This window comes from Nonomuraea cavernae (genome assembly GCF_040655715.1).
Classification (GTDB): Bacteria; Actinomycetota; Actinomycetes; order Streptosporangiales; family Streptosporangiaceae; genus Nonomuraea; species Nonomuraea cavernae_A.
On the sequence record NZ_JBFAKL010000080.1, the window covers coordinates 1 to 1,322 of the forward strand.

At 68.3% G+C, this 1,322-nt stretch carries 1 protein-coding gene; it reads left to right on the forward strand.

Features of this window, described 5'->3' with window-relative positions:
* Window positions 1-51 precede the first annotated feature (51 nt).
* A protein-coding gene (locus tag AB0I38_RS40295; protein ID WP_358496202.1) for an IS3 family transposase occupies window positions 52-1,295 on the forward strand; the annotation gives its coding sequence in 2 pieces (ribosomal slippage) (window positions 52-334 and window positions 334-1,295; 1,245 coding nt in all).
* Window positions 1,296-1,322 lie beyond the last annotated feature (27 nt).

Genomic DNA, 1,322 nt, shown 5'->3' on the forward strand with positions numbered 1-1,322 from the left:
TGAATCGCCCCGGGTTCGGTGGAGACTTGATCTCTTGAGAGGATCGAGTCCATGCCAGGTAAGTCTCCCTACCCCGCCGAGCTGCGCCGCCGAGCGGTGCGGATGGTCGCCGAAGTGCGGCCGGATTACCCGACCGAGTGGGCCACGATTAACGCGGTGGCGACCAAGCTCGGTATCGGCACCGCGGAGACACTGCGCACCTGGGTCCGCCAGGCCCAGATCGACGAGGGCAGCCGGCCCGGCCGCACCACGGACGAGTCGGCCGAGCTGAAGCGGCTGCGCCGGGAGAATGCCGAACTCCGGCGCGCCAACGAGATCCTGAAGGCCGCCTCGGCTTTCTTCGCGGCCGAGCTCGACCGGCCGCACACGCACTCGTGACCTTCATCGACCAGCACGCCGGCGTGTTCGGTGTCGAGCCGATCTGCCGTGTCCTGACCGAACACGGCTGCCCCATCTCCACCAGCACCTACTACGCCGCCAAGAGGCGCCCGCCCTCGGCGCGGTCGGTACGCGACGCCGAGCTGGACGAACACATCCAGCGCCTCCACGCCGCCAACTACGGCGTCTACGGCGCCCGCAAAGTCTGGCAGCAACTGCTGCGCGAGGGGCATCGGGTGGCCCGCTGCACCGTCGAACGACGCATGCGCGCGCTCGGCCTGCAAGGCGCCCGGCGGGGCAAGAAGATCCGCACCACAACGCCCGATCCAGGACACGAGCGGGCTGCCGACCGGCTGCGGCGCGACTTCACCGCCTCCCGGCCGAACGCCACCTGGGTGGCCGACTTCACCCACGTGTCCGCCTGGTGCGGGGTGGTCTACGTCGCGTTCGTCGTCGACATCTACTCCCGGGCGATCGTCGGCTGGGCCGCCTCGCTGACCAAGCACACCACGCTCGTGCTGGACGCCCTGGACATGGCCCTGTGGCGGCGCGAGCGCACCGGCCATCCGGCCGGGCCGGGGTTGATTCATCACTCGGATGCGGGCAGTCAATACACGTCTTTCCGGTTCACCACCCATCTGCTGGCGGCCGGCATCGATGCCTCCATCGGCACGGTCGGCGACGCGCTCGACAACGCTCTGATGGAGTCACAGATCGGCCTCTACAAGACCGAGCTGATCAAGCCCCGAGGCCCGTGGCGCAGCCTGGCCGACGTGGAACTGGCCACCGCCGAATGGGTGGCCTGGTTCAACACCACCCGCCTGCACTCATCCATCGGGCACCTCCCGCCCGAGGAGTTCGAGGCGATCTACTACGCTCAGCATCACCCCAACGAAGCCCTAGCAATCAACCGCTGAGGTCTCCATCAAAACCGGGGCGGTTCA